Annotated in this window: 11 protein-coding genes; 3 read left to right on the forward strand and 8 right to left on the reverse strand. The window is 66.0% G+C overall.

All coding sequences use genetic code 11. The features are described from left to right. Positions 1-13 precede the first annotated feature (13 nt). Genes ACZ1I2_RS05915 through ACZ1I2_RS05940 form a run of 6 tightly spaced genes read right to left on the reverse strand, consistent with a single transcriptional unit; the run spans position 14 to position 6089 of the window. The gene (locus ACZ1I2_RS05915; protein WP_465174792.1) at positions 14-886 is read right to left on the reverse strand and encodes an RDD family protein; all 873 of its coding nucleotides are present in this window, start codon (positions 884-886) and stop codon (positions 14-16) included. Further along, positions 886-1923 (reverse strand): stage II sporulation protein M, encoded by a 1038-nt coding sequence (locus ACZ1I2_RS05920; protein WP_465174791.1) that lies wholly within the window; start codon positions 1921-1923, stop codon positions 886-888. The genes ACZ1I2_RS05915 and ACZ1I2_RS05920 overlap by 1 nt, the downstream gene beginning before the upstream one ends. Beyond that, a complete protein-coding gene (locus ACZ1I2_RS05925; RefSeq protein WP_465174790.1) occupies positions 1920-3230 on the reverse strand; it encodes a DUF58 domain-containing protein in 1311 nt (436 codons plus the stop codon). The genes ACZ1I2_RS05920 and ACZ1I2_RS05925 overlap by 4 nt, the downstream gene beginning before the upstream one ends. Beyond that, positions 3227-4198 carry an AAA family ATPase gene (locus ACZ1I2_RS05930; protein ID WP_465170602.1) on the reverse strand — a complete coding sequence of 324 codons (972 nt, stop codon included), beginning with the start codon at positions 4196-4198 and terminating at the stop codon, positions 3227-3229. The genes ACZ1I2_RS05925 and ACZ1I2_RS05930 overlap by 4 nt, the downstream gene beginning before the upstream one ends. Further along, a complete protein-coding gene (locus ACZ1I2_RS05935; RefSeq protein WP_465170601.1) occupies positions 4174-5388 on the reverse strand; it encodes a hypothetical protein in 1215 nt (404 codons plus the stop codon). Before ACZ1I2_RS05935 ends, ACZ1I2_RS05930 begins: the two co-directional genes overlap by 25 nt. Beyond that, positions 5385-6089 (reverse strand): DUF4129 domain-containing protein, encoded by a 705-nt coding sequence (locus tag ACZ1I2_RS05940; RefSeq protein WP_465170600.1) that lies wholly within the window; start codon positions 6087-6089, stop codon positions 5385-5387. Before ACZ1I2_RS05940 ends, ACZ1I2_RS05935 begins: the two co-directional genes overlap by 4 nt. Positions 6090-6258: 169 nt before the next feature. Here ACZ1I2_RS05940 and ACZ1I2_RS05945 point away from each other — a divergent pair, with 169 nt between their 5' ends. Beyond that, entirely contained in the window at positions 6259-7071 is an 813-nt protein-coding gene (locus ACZ1I2_RS05945) for a DUF7847 domain-containing protein (RefSeq protein WP_465170599.1), read from the forward strand. Between the two features lie 20 nt (positions 7072-7091). Here ACZ1I2_RS05945 and ACZ1I2_RS05950 read toward each other — a convergent pair whose 3' ends face one another. Both ACZ1I2_RS05950 and ACZ1I2_RS05955 read right to left on the reverse strand, forming a co-directional pair. After that, positions 7092-7940: a hypothetical protein gene (locus ACZ1I2_RS05950; protein ID WP_465174789.1), complete on the reverse strand. Its 849-nt coding sequence runs from the start codon at positions 7938-7940 to the stop codon at positions 7092-7094. Next, positions 7940-10537 carry a TonB-dependent receptor gene (locus ACZ1I2_RS05955; RefSeq protein WP_465174788.1) on the reverse strand — a complete coding sequence of 866 codons (2598 nt, stop codon included), beginning with the start codon at positions 10535-10537 and terminating at the stop codon, positions 7940-7942. Before ACZ1I2_RS05955 ends, ACZ1I2_RS05950 begins: the two co-directional genes overlap by 1 nt. Positions 10538-10797: 260 nt before the next feature. Here ACZ1I2_RS05955 and ACZ1I2_RS05960 point away from each other — a divergent pair, with 260 nt between their 5' ends. Further along, on the forward strand, positions 10798-11025 hold the full coding sequence (locus ACZ1I2_RS05960) for an SHOCT domain-containing protein (protein ID WP_465174787.1): 228 nt from the start codon (positions 10798-10800) through the stop codon (positions 11023-11025). Between the two features lie 439 nt (positions 11026-11464). Then, positions 11465-13456 (forward strand): hypothetical protein, encoded by a 1992-nt coding sequence (locus tag ACZ1I2_RS05965; protein WP_465174786.1) that lies wholly within the window; start codon positions 11465-11467, stop codon positions 13454-13456. Positions 13457-13472 lie beyond the last annotated feature (16 nt).

Here is a 13472-nt window from a genome sequence, read left to right on the forward strand (position 1 = left end):
ATTTGGCGTGCGGTTATCGCGCGCGGTCGTTCCCGAATTTGTCCGCGCGGCGCTGGCCGACCATCAGGCCCCGTTCCAGCCGGGCGCACAGCGCGGCATAATAATCCGACAGGAACCGGTAGTCGTCGCCGTCATCGGGGATGTCGGCCTTGCGCCGGATCGTCGCCGCGACCGTCGCGATCGCTTCGTCGCGGCCGCCGCGCAGCACATCCTCGAGCGTCTGGAGCTCATAGACGCCGTAAAGGCTGAGCGCTGCTTCGCTGAAGGTCCGCCGCTGTCGCGATACCTCTGCGCCCAGATCGTCGCCCAGCGTGTTGCTGACGGTCCGGACGACCCAGGTGCCGGCGATCAGGTCGCCCACCCGCAACCGGTCGCGATTGAACAGCGGGAAGAACAGGAAGATGCAGCTCCAGCTCAGCGAGAACAACACCAGGAACCCATCCGCCGTGCCCTGCGCCGATTGCATCGCCAGGAAGGATAGCGGCAGGAACACCTCGATCTCGCGCATCGCGTTGCGCGCCAGCACGGCACCGCCGGTCAGCCGCGCGCCGTCGCGCGCGACCACGCGCAGGCCCATCAGCCGCTTGCCCGGCGTCGCGCCCCGCCCGCCCATTTCGAACAGCACGAACCAGCCATTGCGCAGGACGAAGAAGCCGATCAGCCACAAGATGGCGAATGACGTCGACTTGCTCGCGGTAAAGAGCAGGCCGATGACGATGGTCAGGATGATCAGCACGACCAGCATGGCTAGCCCGTCGAGCATGAAGGCTGCCGCGCGGGCGCCTGCGCCGCCCAGCTCGAGCTGCAGGTCCACGCCCTCCGGCGTCACGAAATTGCGGCGGAGCGACTTGGGGGCCGTGGGCCCCTTGCGGAACGGCCAGCGCATCAGCGGCGCCGCGGCAGGTAGAAATAGACCAGCCAGCCGGCAAGCATCGCAAAGCCGATGCCGTAACGGGTGACGTCGCCCGTTATCGTCTGTCGGCCAATGCCTTCCAGCAGGCCCGCGATCGCCAGCATGATCACTGCGCCGCCCATCGCGACCGCGCCGGCGCGTCCCGCAACGACCACTGAATCGCCGCGCGCGAGGCGCCCGGGAAAGGCGATGGCAGTACCGATGCGGAAGCCCGCGGCACCTGACAGGATGATGGCGAACATCTCCGTGGTGCCATGGATCGTCAGCCAGCCGATGAATTCGAAGCCGAGCCCCTTCGCGGCGAAAACTGCCACCATCGCGCCGAGCATCAGCCCGTTATAAATGATCAGCATCGCCGTCGGCACCGCGAAGGCGAAGCCCAGCGCGAAGGCGAAGATCGCGATCTGGGCATTGTGCGTGAACAGGAAGGTCGCGAAGGTCGCGAGCAGCTCTTCCTTGCTGTCGTAGAGCGTGGCCTTCAGCGTTGCCGCCGATGCAGTCGGGTCGCGCCCGCCGGCCATGTCGCCGCCGACGATCCCGTAGAACCAGGTCGGATCATGGATGACCAGCAGATAGCCGACCACGGCGCCGGCGATGGTCAGCAGCAGCGCGACCAGCGTCTCCCGCCACAGCGACTTCACCGCTTCCGGCCAGCCATGCGAGAAGAATCGGCCGAGCTGGCCCAGCGCCGATGTCGGCACGCCGTAAATCTGGAAATAAGCGCGCGCGCAGAGCTGCTCGAGATAGCCGACGAGCGAGCGGTCGAGCGAGGTTTCACGCGCGACCGACAGGGTCGACAGGGTCGAGCGATAGAGCAGCGGCAGGGCGAGCAGATCGTCGTCGGACAGCGACCGCACCGATCGTTTCTCGCACCGCGTGATCAGCTGGTCGAGCCGATCCCAATCGGCCGCATGCACCTTGCGGAACCGGCTGGCGTTGACCAGCACCGGCTGCGCATCGACAAAGGCCGATGCCTTGCCGGGCGTCCGGGCGTTCGCTGGCGCGGTCACAACAGGTTCCTCCGCTTGAGATCGATATAGCCCTCGACCAGCCGCTCGCTGACCTGGTCATGCTCGCTTTCGATCAGGTGCACGCCGAGATGGCGCAGCCGCGTCATCACGACCCGCCGGTCCTTGAGCAGCGCGGCGGCGGTCACCGCGCGCGTCACGTCATCGGCACTCTCCGGCGCACGGTCGGCGATCGATTCGACCTCCTCGTCGCGGAGCACGACGATCAGCAGCAAATGCGTCTTGGTGATCCTGGCGGCAGCGCGCACCAGGAACTCGGCGGTGGTCAGGTCAGTGAATTCAGTGAACAGGACGATCATCGATCGCCGTGTGAGCTGAGTCGCCAGGGTAGTCAGGGCGAAGGTGTAGTTGGTCTCCTCGCCGCTGTAATCGATGCCCGCTGCGAGCCGCTGCAGATTGGCGAAGGCGGCCGTGCCCGAGATCAGCCCGCTGGCGATGCGCGGTCGGGAATCGAAGGCGTGGAGCGCGATCCGGTCGCCCAGCTTCAGGGCGACCCACGCGGTCAGCAGCATCGCCGAGACGGCGCGGTCGACGCGCGGCAGGCCCGCGACGGGCTCGGTCATCTGGCGCCCGGCGTCGATCGCGAACACGATCTGATTGTTGCGCTCGGTTCGATATTCCTTGGCGTGCAGCTTCATGTGCCGCGCCGATTGTTTCCAGTCGATCGCGCGGCGGTCCATTCCCGAGCGGAACTCGACCAGCGATTCGAAGTCGGCGCCATCGCCGCGGTCGATCTGCGCGATCAGCCCCTGCAGCGCGTGCCGCTGGAAGATCTGCGCCCCGCGTTCGTGCACCGGGCGGATGTCGGGCAGGATCGGGAAGGTCAGGCTCACCGGTATTTCGCGCTGCTTCCATGCCAGGCCGAGCGGCCCGTGCCAGCGCAGCCAAAGCCGGTCGATCCGCGCCAGCCCGCGCCGCAACGTCGTCAGCGGCAGCAACGCCGCGCCCTTGCCATTCTCCAGGGCGATCCACAGCCGCCCGTCATCCTCGACCGAAACCAGCGGATCGGCGGAAACGGCGATCTCCGCCGATTTCGGCGCCCGCCCGTCGCTCAACGTGACGCTCACCGTCGCTTCTGTCGTCGCCCCGACGCAGACGCTCGGAATCGGTGCGATCTGCGCGCTGCCTTTGCGCGCACCGGAAAAGGCATCGATCAGGGTCAGCAGCAGCACGGCGATCGGCCAGGCCAGCCCGGCATACCAGCGCGACGGCAGGAGCACGGCGAGCAGCAACACGGCGGGAGCACCCGCCGCGGCCGCAATCACCGCCGTGCGCGTCGGATAGATCAACGGGGGGCCTCGATCGCCTCGATGATGCCGCGCAGCACGTCTTCTACCGTACGCCCGTCGATTTCGGCCGCTGGCGACAGGATCAGCCGGTGGCGCAGCAATGCCGGCGCCAGCGCCTTCACGTCGTCCGGGATCACGAAGTCGCGCCCGTCGATCGCTGCCCGCGCCCGCGCCGCACCGGCCAGCATCGCGCCGGCCCGCGGACTCGCGCCGCTTTCCAGATCGGCCACGTCGCGCGTCGCGCGGATCAGCGCCGTGATGTAATCGATCACCTCGTCCGCCAGCCTGATGGCGGCCACCGCGGCGACGGCCGCATCGATCGTCGCGGCGTCCGCTTTCTTCTCCACGCCCCATTCGGCCGGCGTCATCGCTTGGTGCGCGCCATGGTTCGCGACGATCCGGCGCTCGTCCTCGGCGGAGGGGTAATCGACCGTCTGCTTGAACAGGAATCGATCGAGTTGTGCCTCGGGCAGCGGATAGACGCCCTGCTGCTCGATCGGATTCTGCGTCGCCACGACCATGAAGCGGTTGCCGAGCGGCAGGCTCTCGCCATCCACCGTCACGGTGCGCTCCTGCATCGCCTCGAGCAAAGCCGCCTGGGTCTTGGGCGGCGCGCGATTGATCTCGTCGGCCAGCAGCAGATCCGTGAAGATCGGCCCGCGTGTCAGGGTGAAGGTCGATGTCTGGAAATTGAACAGGTTCGCGCCGATAATGTCGCCCGGCATCAGGTCAGGCGTGAACTGGATGCGTCCGAAATCGAGCCCGACCACGTCGGCGAAGCTCCGCGCCAACAGAGTCTTGGCGGTACCGGGAGGACCCTCCAGCAGGATGTGCCCGCCCGAAAAGAGCGCGACGAGCATCAGCTCGACACTGTCCTCCTGGCCGACAACCGCCTTGCCGATCTCCCCGCGGATCGCCTCGGCGAGCGCGCGCACATCTGTCGTCACCTGTTCTTCTCCCACAACCATTGATGCAGCGCCTGCGCCGCGGAAAGGACTGAATGCCGGTCGCGCGCGTCGCGCGCTGCCTGGGCCAGCTCGCTGAAGCGCGCGCGGCGCCCGAGCCCGTCGAGATGCGTGTCCAGCGCCGCGTCGCGCAGGTGCGGCGGCACCGCGAAGATCGTGGCGGCCCGGTCGCGCACCGCATCGGCATAGCGCGTGCCGAGCATCGCATAGCGGCCGGCCTTGCGCACCAAGGCGGCGGCATTGTCGATCAGCGCGGCCTTGCCGAAGGCGATCGCGCGGGCGCGCCGCCGCGGCGCGCCGAACCGCACCGCCCCCTGCCACGCCGCGAGCAGCACGGCGATGAATACCGTCAGCGTCATCGCCAGGAAAGGCGGGTCGAGCGCCAGCTTGAGCGGGCTTGGCGATTTGCCGAAGCCATTCAGCGTTACGTCGAAATAGATCGAGGTCGCCTCGTTCGAATTCAGCCAGTCGAGCAGATCGAGCGCCGAGGCCGCCTGACGCGGATCGGCCATGCCGATATTGGAGAGCAGGTCGGGATCGGCCAGCACATAAAGCGGCTGGTCGGCCAGTTTGGCCAGGACGATGCGGCCCTGCGCGTCAGTGATCAGCGGCGTCAGGCCGGTGCCCGAGATCGTCTGGAGCGGCCGCGGTGCCGTGAAACGGATGGTCTTTGGCAGGTCAGGCGAGGTGACGAGCGGCCTGCCGCCGCTGCGGTGCCGGGCGGTTTGGAGCATGGTGCCGGGCGCCAGCACCCCATTGGGTTCGGAGACGGGTTTCAGACCCTGCTGGTGGACCCAGCCGGTCCGGTCCTCGTCACCCACCGTCTGCCATTTCGGCAGGACGACGAGCGTCGGCTTTCCCCCACGCTGGCTGAGCACGGGCGAAAGATTGGTGGCCGCCGCCTCGGGCGTCAGCACCACCAGATCCTCGGTACCTAGCAGATGCACGTCGCGCGTGACCTGCGGATCCCGGTCCGTCGCTTCGGCCAGGCGGACGAGCCCGCTGAAACCGGTCGCGGCGTTGGACAGCGCATGTCCGCCGCCGTTCCGGCCGGACCGCATGTCGGGGGCATAAGCGCCCAGCACCAGCGTGCCGATAAAGCCGAGAATACCGATCGCCAGGATCAGCACGACCGTGCGGGCCCTGAACACGCCGTCCGAGACAGCCGGAGTTCCGATCGCGATGTCGCTCATACGCGCCAGGTCCCCGGCAGCGCGAAATCGGCATAGGCGGCGCGTGCCGTTTCCCAATCGTCAGCGGAAACGGGCCGGCCGCCGAACAGGCTCTTTTCCACAAGGCGCGCGATGCCGGTGAACAGATCGCGGGCCGATGGCGGGATATCGGCCGCCGCGGCGAGTTCCCGGCTGGTGAGCGCGGGGCGGACGAGGCGCGGGCGGCGGCGCGCGATATCCTCGATCGACCGGGTCAGCAAATGGTGGACCGCCTCGGCAAAACGGCCCTGCCTCGCCATCGCATCGGCTTCATTCAACCAGGCGCGCGCCGGCGCCGCTTCGGGCGCCCAGGCCTCTTCGGGCATGTCCGTGGATGCGCCCTGCGACCGCCGACGCCGTGGCAGGCGCCAGACGCCATAGCGGATTCGTTCATACACCACCCACAGCAATGCCGCGGCGGCCAGGGCGATCACCGTCCACAGGAAGATGCGGGCGTAAGGCGCATCGGGCATGAAGCTGCTGAGCCAGCGGAAGAACCGGCCGACCGGCCTCAACACTTCCGTCAGCCATTCGCCGAAGCGCACCAGCCATGCCGGCGGCTGCGGTGGTGGCGGCGCCGGGGTCAGCGTGAATTGAGTCGACGGGTCGGCCTTCAGCGCCCGGTAAGCGCTGGCGAACCGCTCGGCTGCGGCTGCCGCCTCTTGCGAATTACCCCCGCTCACCTGTTCCCCCGGTCGTAGTCCGCTTCGCCCCGACACTAGCCGCTACATGCGCCGGCGCAATCACGGATATCTGTCCAAAACGGTTATTACTTGGGGCTTTACAGCGAAAGGGGTCTTCGTCAGTCTGCCCCGGATAAGGCGCCAAGGCGCCTTCAGGGGGACGCGAATCATGGCGACGAGCATTGACGGCGCAAGCGACCGGTCCGTTTCGATCGGACGAATCTTCAGCCGAGCCTTTGGGACGATGGGCGGCAATCCGATCACCGTTTTCGGCATCTCTTTCGTGTTCGGCGCGGTCCCCGGCGTGCTCATCAACTATGTCGCGCAGAGCCTGGGCTATTCGCAGCAGAATCTCACCACTGGCGTGATCTCGCCCATCCTGTTCTTCACCATCCTGGCGGTCACTCTCGTGCTCGGCGTGGTTTTCGCGATGCTCAGCCAGGGTGCGCTGGTCCGCGCGACGATCGCACACAGCGAAGGTCGCGAGGCGAGCTTCGGCGACTGCGCGATGACCGGCCTGCGCGTCGTCGTCCCGCTGTTCCTGCTCGGCATCCTGCTCGGTCTCGGTGTCACGTTCGGCTTCCTGCTGCTCATCGTTCCCGGCATCATCCTCTATCTGATGTGGGCGGTCGCGGCGCCGGCGCTGGTGGTGGAGCGGACCGGCGTGATCGAGGCGTTCGGCCGCAGCAGCTATCTGACCAGCGGTGCGCGCTGGAAGATTTTCGGCCTCGGCCTGATCATGCTGGTGATCTACTGGATCTTCTCGGCAATCAGCGGCGTCGTCATCGTCAGCATCTACGGCCTGCAGGGCATGGTCGCCGCTACCCAACAGGGGCTGCCGATCGGTTTCCTGCTCGTGAGCGCCGTGATCTCGACGATCGTCACCGCCATCGTCGCGACGGTCCAGACCTCGCTCTATGTCGAGCTGCGCAACTGGAAGGATGGCCCGGACACTGAGGCGCTGAGCGAGATTTTCGCCTGAACCAGCCGACAGGGGCGGGATCAGCGCAGCGGAACGGCCGGGATACGGCTCGTCACGACGTTGCGGGTCTGCCGGTCGAGCGACCACAGCATTCGCGGCGCCGAACGATCCCAGGAGATCGCCTGGCCGCCGGTCGGCAAGGGGATGGTCGCGACATGCTCGAGCACCGTGCCCGCTTCGGGCAGGCGCAATGCATAAAGCTCGGGCCGGTCATGGCCGGTGACGTAGAGCAGCCCGTCATCGCCCCATGACCCGCCCGAACAGCTCATCGGATCGAAGCGCGCCAGCACGCTCGCCGGGAAATGCCAGGAGGCGGTCGGGCGGAAGTCGGCATCGAGCCGGACCAGCAGGGTCCAGCGATGGTCGTGCCCCGGCTCGCCGCCATGGTCGGCGGGGTAGTTGGCAAGGCCGGCATACCAGTCCTTGCCGCGCCGCTCGATCCAGGTGAGCGAGCCGGGCAACGGGGGCAGGGCGATGCTGCGGATATGTTTCAGGGTGGCGGTATCGAAGATCTCGACCGCACTCGACATCGGCACGGCCGGATAGTTGGACGCAGCACAGATGAGCTGCGTGCCCTCGACCACGCACGAATTCATATGCGGATACAGCGCACGCGGACCTTCCCACTGGGCCACGCGCTTGCCGGTCTTCTTGTCGTATTTGCCGATGCGATTGTTGGTCATCGGATAGAAGAAGCGGGCATCGGCGGCGACGCCCTGCCGCGCTTCCTCGGCGGTCCAGCGCGCGACCGGCTGGGCCGCGCCAAGTTCGGGCACGGCCGCCGGTGCCGGAGCCGCCACCTCCTGCGCACCGCCGGTCGTGGCGGAGATCATTGCCGTGGCGGCGGCGAGCAGGAGGAAGCTGCGCATCAGAACTTGGCCGATACGCCGGCGTAGAAGGTCCGGCCATAGCGTTCGTTCTGGATCAGCCAGTCGGGATTGCCCGCCTGATATTGCCGGGTCGGCTCGTCTGTCAGGTTCTGCGCTTCCGCGAAGATGCGGACGCCCTCGAACACGCCGACGCTGATCTTGGCGTCGAGCCGGCGCAGATCGTCATTATACTGGTCGTTATAGGAAGGGCTGCCGATCGCGAGCAGCGCCTTGCCGGTGTTGTGATAGGCGACCGACGCCTCGACCGGGCCCTTCTGGTAGAACACCTCGGCACCGTAGAGATATTTGGACTGGTTCGGGAAGGTCGAGCTGCGCCCGTCCGGCAAGGTCAGGGTCGAGCTGGTCAGGGTGCCCGTCAGCTGGATGCCGAGGCCCGACAGCAGGCCGGGCAGGAACGTGAACTGCTGCTGATATTGCGCCTCGATGCCGACGATGTCGCCGTCGGTCGCGTTGAACGGCTGGGTGATCGTCAGGGTCGGATAGGCCACCCCGTTATAGGTCGTGTTCTTCAGCACCGTCGCCTGGGAGAAGATCGGGTTGCTGATGAACTTGGCAAACACGCCGATGCTCAGCAGGCCCCCTCGCGCGAAATACCATTCGGCCGTCGCATCCAGATTCTGCGCGCGATACGGCTTCAGGTCGGGGTTGCCGAGCGACACCTGCGCATTGATCGTGTCGATCGATCCGCCGGGCGAGAGATTGCTGTATTCCGGCCGTCCCAGGCTGGTCGAATAGGCCAGGCGGAACACCGTGTTGCCGCTCGGCTTGATCCGCACCACCAGCGAGGGCAGGAAATCGTCATAGCTGACGCTACGCGCCGCCGGCGTGATCGTCGTGCCGTTCTGGAGCTGGAAGCCCGTGATATCGAGCGCGGTATGCTCGTAGCGGATGCCCGGCGTCACCGTGACGTCGCCGAAATTCAGGTTCGCCATGGCGTAGACCGCGGCGACCTTCTCGGTCAGCTGGAAATCGGACAGCGTGTTGTTGGCGAGCGTCGCGACCGGATCGAGCGGCATCAGGGCGTCGCCCAGATGCGCGTCGGTGAATTGCTGTAGCGCCGGGATGTTGAAGGTCGGGCTGTTGCTGAAACATTGATCGGTATCGGCGCTGTTCGGATAGACGCAGATGGGGGGGGCGCCGAGACTATACTGGCCGAGCGTCCAGCGGTTCGCGGCCGAGCCGCGCACCCAGGTCGGGTTGTCCTGATCGAAATCGCGGTTGGTCGTGCGGTATTTCGCGCCGGCCTTCAGGAAGCTGCCCTCGCCGACGCTGTCGAGTTGATAGGTCGCGTCGAACCGGCCCTGCCAGATCTTCTCGGTATTGAGTTGATGTTGTTTGGTGAACTGGCGGAACTGCATCTGGTTGGCGACGCATTCGGTGTCGGGCTTGGCCGAATAGACCTTGTCGCTGAAATCGAAGGTCACGCGGCCCGGGTTGCAGCGGAACTGCCAGATCGGGAATTTGTCGAGCGTCTCGTTGCGACTGTACGCACCCTCATAATCGAGCTTGAGCGCGCCGAGATCGGTCGAGCCGCCAACCATGCCCGTCGCCAGCCACTTCGCCTTGTAATCGAGCCGCAGATCCTCGCGCCGCTCCGGCCCGGTGCCGGGCGCGCCCGTCATCGAGCTGGCGGTGCCGTTGGTGAAACCGGTCAGCCCGTCGGCATTGAGCGTATAGGGCGTGGTCGTGAAATCCAGGCGATAGCGCGGGCGCACCTCGTCCTCGATGAACTTCGAATAAACGCCGCGGATGTAGAAGCTCTGGGTATCGCTCGGGCGCCAGTCGAATGCGCCGGTCGCGCCGATACGGTGCCGGTCGAGCGAATATTCGGTATATTTGATATTGTCGGGCAGGCCGCCGCGCGCCGCGCCCGCGACCGGCTTCCAGTTATCCGGATAGAAGCCCTCGCTGACGAAGTCGCGATTGGAGAAGCTGCCGCCGAGCACCAGGCCGAACTGCTCGTCGGCCCCGAACCTGGTGGCGATGCTGAGGTCGGCCTGCACCGGCACCTTGTGGTTGAGTTCCTGATAGCCCGCCTTGGCGCTGCCGGCGATGGTGAACTTGTCCTTGAAGTCGAACGCGGTCTGCGTGACCAGGTTGATCGTGCCGCCGATGCCCTGGCCGTCCATGTCGGCGGTCTTCACCTTGGCGACCTCGACCCGGTTGAGCAGCTGGCCCGAGATGATGTCGAGCGGCAGCGACCGGGTCGTACCGTCGGGATTGCCGATCTCGATCCCGTTCAGCGTATAATTGTTGAGGTTGGAGGGCACGCCGCGGATCGAGACGTAACGTCCCTCGCCCTGGTCGTAGGTGACGCCGACGCCGGGCAGATGCTCCACCACTTCGGAGACGTTGCGGTCTGGCAGGCGGCCGATCTCGTCGGCGCTGGCGACGTCGGTCACGCCGATCGCATCGCGCTTCAGCTCGATCGCGCGCTGCAAGCTGCCGCGCTGGCCGGTGACGACGATATCCCCGGAGGTGTCGCTGCCGTCGACGCTCTGAGCATGGGCGGTGGTGGCGGTGCAGATGGCGATGATCGAGACGCCGACCCGGCTGACCGTGCGAATGCGCTTCATGAAGTTCCCCCTGAACATCTGCGGCGAGGCAAGAGGTACCACCGCTTTGGTGGCAATCTCCTCGCCGACGCCCTTGCGGTTCAACGTTACCGCGCCATGACCGGCTTGTGGCATTTCCGTTACGGAATCGGGTTTTTGCCGAACGATGCGGCCGGCAACTAGGACCATAACGGTACTGAAAATAGTGTCAGGCGGGGCCAGGGTGCATCCATGCGGGGAATTTGGGCGTAGCTTGCCTCATCGCCAGAAATGGAGGGAACATGTCCAGGCGAACGATCGGTGAGGAATTGCAGTATCTGTTCGCCCGGCGCGATCAGGGCCTGCTGCCCGAAGACGAATTCCAGCGGCGCAAGGCGCATCTCCTGCGGGTCAGCGCCTGCCGGCTGCCGGCAATGGCGCCCGACCCGATCGGCACGCTCGCAAAAGCGGTGGCGATCACGGGTGGGGCCATCGCACTTGTCGCGCTGATGGCGGTCGGGGTCGCGTGATGGAGCAGTCACCGCAGGTCAACGCCGGTCTTCGCCTCTCCATCTTAGATCGGGGCCCCTGCAGGTGCGCATGGCATTGCCGCGTTCCAGCTCGTGATTCTGGCTCCATAGCGCGCTTGCCGCCGGTGTCGCCCTGCCGCGTTGTTCGTCGAACAGCATCGCCGGCTTCAGCCGGGCGATCTTCCCGGGAAGTGCAGCCGATATGGCAGTAGTTTCCCTCTGCTTCGCAAGAATCGCTGTTGTGACAATGTAAACGCCTGAATCGTCAGAATATCCATGTTAGTAAGTAAGCCGGAAATGTCGCTTCCAGCCAATACACGTTTTCAAGGCCGGCAGTATTTGAGCGGCGAGGGACGAATCGATTAGTCGATTCGGTATCGATACAAATATCCGCAGGGTCGCAGACTCACTCGGGGGGCACCATCCTGAGGAGAAGATCATGGCTGACCATATTCAAGATATCGAGATACTGGGCGATCTGCTCGGACAATCCGACGCGATTGCCAATCTGCTGCAGGCGCGGGGCGCCTTCGATTCGGCCTATGCCGCGTTTCGCGCCGAGGACGCGAAGAAGTTCCAGTCCGTCCTCGACCGCGCGCAGTTGCAGATTCATTGCCACAGGATCTGCCACTGGATTCGCACCAAGGAATGCGTCTTCCTGTGCCTGGAGCTTGCAGGCCCGCCGGCACCGGCAACCGCGCTCGATCCGCGTGTCCTGGCCAAGGCGATCGTCCGGCTCGGCGAGGACGAGAAGCTGGTGCGGCGCGTCGCCGACGTGCTGGCCAGGCGCGACAAGGCAGGCTTTGCCGAGATACTGAAGCTGCTCAAGATCGAGCCCTATGCGCATCTGTTCTGTCACTGGCTGTGCGTGATCCGATACCGGCTGGTGTGCCGCTGGATCTGTCATGTCGGCAAGATCGAGCGGCCCGTGCTGTGGGTCGAGCTCCAGGCGGCGGCGCGCGCCATCGGTATGCTGGTCAAGGACGAGAAGGCCTTTCGCGCCGCCGTCATCGCATCGACGGCAGGGGACGCTACCAGGCTCGGCGCGGCGATCACCGGCGCGGGGCTCGGCCTGCGTTGTCACTTCGTGTGCGAATTCTTCTGTTCCTGGCGCTGCGTCCTGGTCTGCCTGACCCTGGCACGCGCTTATCCGTTCGCCGCGATCGAAGGGCCGGCGCAGATCAAGGAAGCCCATGAATTCGCCACCGCCATCGTCAAGCTCACGCAAAACCCGACGGACCTCATGCGCTTCAGCGCGGCGGTCGGTAGCGGCAATGTCGACGCCTGGGCGGCGCTGATCAAACAGTACAAGTTCGAGCGTTTCGCCCTTCAGCTGTGCCACTGGATCTGCGGCTGGCGCTGCAGCCGTTTCTGCCGGCTGGTGTGCGTCAACATCGATTATCATCCATGGTTCACGCATATCGGCGATTTCAGCATCACCGGCGATATCAGCTCGGCGACCGGCCGGACGGTCGGTCCGCGCGGCGGCCATGGCGGGCCCGATTTCGGCTTTTTCGGCGGACTGAGCCTGCGCGGCTTCTGTCCGAAAAAGGACCCCGCTCATCCGGCCGAGGATATGGCGTACCGCTTCCTGTTCCAGCCGGCGGGCGCGGCACAGCCGATCCCGATCGGGCCCGGTTTCGTCGCCGAGGTATTGGTGGGCACGCGCTACACTTTCTGGAACGGCAACCCCAACACGCTGCAGACCGTGCGCCTGCGCGGGACCAACCCGACGCCGACGCCGCCGACGCCGAACGCGGACCCCAGCCCGCCCGATCATTTCATCGTGCCGGACGCGGACGGCTGGGTGCTGGTCGACCAGGGCGCGCTGGACGATGCGTTCAGCGGGTATCTGATGGGGTTCAATTCGGGTGCGGCGATCCTGCCCAACGGCGCGGCACCGACCGGCGTCGCGGCTGGAACGGCAGTGCCCGCCGGAGACCAGAAGAACGGCGTCGATTGCGCGATCATCTTCCAGGCGACGCGTGTCAGCACCATCGCTCTGGTCAATGGCGGCGCGGCGCCGGACTATACCAACCAGATCGGCAAGGTGCGGATCAACAACTGGAGCCAGGTCGCGCTGCTTGACCTGCTGCAGTTCCACACCAGCGGCGGCACACCCTGCTCCCCGCTGAGCTCGGCGCTCGATATCGAATATAGCGTCGATCATGAGCTGATCGCTGCCTGGAGCATCGGGCTGTCGACCGCGGCGCCGGGCGTGTCGCTGACCAACCCTCCACCGCCGCCTTCCACTGCCCGTGGCGGCGCCGGCACGCATCATGAGGACATTTCAACCTGGCCGACCTGTTCCTACACGGTGACGCTGACGACGCGGCGGCGGCTGACCAACGGATTGAACGACGATCCGAACTGGCCGATCTCGAAGACCTTCTGCATCGGCCGCGGCACGGTCAGGCCCCGCCCGGTCTGATCGCGCCCGGCTTGAT

It is taken from the genome of Sphingomonas sp. BL-S-29, assembly GCF_055521495.1.

Excerpts from the sequence above, each read along its gene's own strand:
- ACZ1I2_RS05950 (WP_465174789.1), bottom strand. The coding sequence starts at position 7,940 with ATGCGCAGCTTCCTCCTGCTCGCCGCCGCCACGGCAATGATCTCCGCC.
- ACZ1I2_RS05960 (WP_465174787.1), top strand. The coding sequence starts at position 10,798 with ATGTCCAGGCGAACGATCGGTGAGGAATTGCAGTATCTGTTCGCCCGG.
- ACZ1I2_RS05935 (WP_465170601.1), bottom strand. The coding sequence starts at position 5,388 with ATGAGCGACATCGCGATCGGAACTCCGGCTGTCTCGGACGGCGTGTTC.
- ACZ1I2_RS05965 (WP_465174786.1), top strand. The coding sequence starts at position 11,465 with ATGGCTGACCATATTCAAGATATCGAGATACTGGGCGATCTGCTCGGA.
- ACZ1I2_RS05945 (WP_465170599.1), top strand. The coding sequence starts at position 6,259 with ATGGCGACGAGCATTGACGGCGCAAGCGACCGGTCCGTTTCGATCGGA.
- ACZ1I2_RS05915 (WP_465174792.1), bottom strand. The coding sequence starts at position 886 with ATGCGCTGGCCGTTCCGCAAGGGGCCCACGGCCCCCAAGTCGCTCCGC.
- ACZ1I2_RS05930 (WP_465170602.1), bottom strand. The coding sequence starts at position 4,198 with ATGGTTGTGGGAGAAGAACAGGTGACGACAGATGTGCGCGCGCTCGCC.
- ACZ1I2_RS05955 (WP_465174788.1), bottom strand. The coding sequence starts at position 10,537 with ATGAAGCGCATTCGCACGGTCAGCCGGGTCGGCGTCTCGATCATCGCC.